Below are 1,846 nucleotides of genomic sequence, written 5' to 3'. Positions count from 1 at the left end.
TCCCGACTTTAACAGCTAGAAAGCCAAAAACTCCTCGAAAACAGCGATATTATAGTGTTTTCGAGGAGTTTTTTATTTTTTTGCATGTAGATATGCATTCCTTCTTTTGTCCTTTTGCCCATAAGCAGGAATATCTTCAATCCCAAGTGCTTTTAGGATATCGGAAAATGCATCGTCAGATTTATTTTTTATATAGATTTCCCTTCCTTCGAAATTTACCTGTGTAATCGTAGCACTCCGAATGGCACCCTGTATTTTTTCCGTGGAATAATCCAGTCCCTTTTGGCGAAGCAGGGCTTCCAGAAGCCTTTGTATAACGAGTGCTAAATAACAGATGACAAAATGTCCCTGAATGCTTTCTTCTGTCCAAACAAAGATGGGGCGGGCCTCAAAATTGCTTTTTAGCACGCGAAAGCTTTCTTCAATTTTCCAAAGCCCATGGTAAGCGTCCAAGACTTGTTCGGGGGATAATGCCGGATCACTGTATTGGATGCCGTAATAGCCGTCAAATTGCTCATCAAATTTCAGTTGTTTCTCGTTAAAAGAAATCCGGTCATCGTCCAGGAAGGTTAATTGGACATATTTCTTCCCACCTTTTTTCATTTCTGCCTTCATCTGTGATTTCGATTCAACCAGCTTTTTTGATTTTTTGATAATTCTTTCACGGTCTTTCCTGTCCTTTTGTGCTCTTTTCAAAGACCAAGTGATTAGTAGATGATCGTTGATTTTATGGTTTTTTCCATCACTCCGAACAGAGGATTCAAAATCACATTTCTTCCATTTGAATTCCGGAGAAGCCCAGGTATAGTCTGATTCATCCAGGACCATCTCTTTCGCCTTTTTGGAACCTGAACGGATTTTATAGCCCATGATGTATTCAAAGCCGAGGGATTTTAGAAACAGTAAATTTTTCTTAGAATTCAATCCCCGATCTGCAACGATGATCAGCTTTTTGATCCCGTATTGTTCTTTTAATCTCGTGAGTGCGGGCTCCAATGTTTTAAAATCATTAGTATTTCCGGGAAACAGCTCATAGCTGACCGGAATCCCCTGGTCATCAATTAGCAGACCCATAACAACCTGTACCTGGTTCACCTTATTGTCTTTGGAAAAGCCGAACTTTTTCAATTCATCCGCTAAAACGGACTCAAAATAATAGGTCGTAACGTCATAAAAGGCCACTGCGAGATTACGGTTGAATTTCTTTGCAACCAGCTTGTTTAGATGTTCTTCCAAACAATCCTTTTGTGAAGCAAGAAAGGAAAGTGACCGATATATGTGTTGCAGCTCACAAGGAAACCCATGGGCAAAACGGTCCCTGCCCTCGAAGGTTGACTTCTTGGAATTGGGAAATAATAATCTGGAAAAGGCCATGAGGGCAATTGGGATATTTGTTTGAAACTCAATATCTGTATCCCGTTTTTGTCGATATTGAAAGAAATAGTCCAGCTTCAGCTCATCCCAAAGCATACGGTAAACTTCATAGCCATAGTTTTGAAGGAGAGCACCTTCTTTTGTAGGTTGTTCAATTGGCGTTTTAATAAATTCTTGCAGATGCTGGTTCAAAGTGCTTGCGTGAACCTGCTCTTTCTCTGCATTCATTTTATCGACTTTTTCTTGAAGTTCCTGAATGGCGTTTGGATTTTTGGCTAACAGCTTTTCTTTATTGCCGAAGGTTTCAAGCACCCTGACTTTAGGCTTTTTCGTTTTCGGATCCCGATACGACTCTACGATTCGGACGTATTCTTTTCCTCTATTTTTGAAAACTTGAAGGTACATTTTCCCACCTCTTTTTCAAATATTGTATCATATATACCTTCATATATACAATATTAAAAATAAAAAA

At 39.3% G+C, this 1,846-nt stretch carries 1 protein-coding gene; it reads right to left on the bottom strand.

The window, feature by feature from the left end; all coding sequences use genetic code 11:
• Positions 1-72: 72 nt before the first annotated feature.
• Positions 73-1,779: an IS1634 family transposase gene (locus FS666_RS19145; RefSeq protein ID WP_120076014.1), complete on the bottom strand. Its 1,707-nt coding sequence runs from the start codon at positions 1,777-1,779 to the stop codon at positions 73-75.
• Positions 1,780-1,846: the final 67 nt, after the last annotated feature.

Source organism: Siminovitchia fortis (genome assembly GCF_007681465.1).
In the GTDB taxonomy this organism is placed as follows: domain Bacteria; phylum Bacillota; class Bacilli; order Bacillales; family Bacillaceae_C; genus Siminovitchia; species Siminovitchia fortis.
This window is presented reverse-complemented; position numbering and strand designations above follow the sequence as displayed.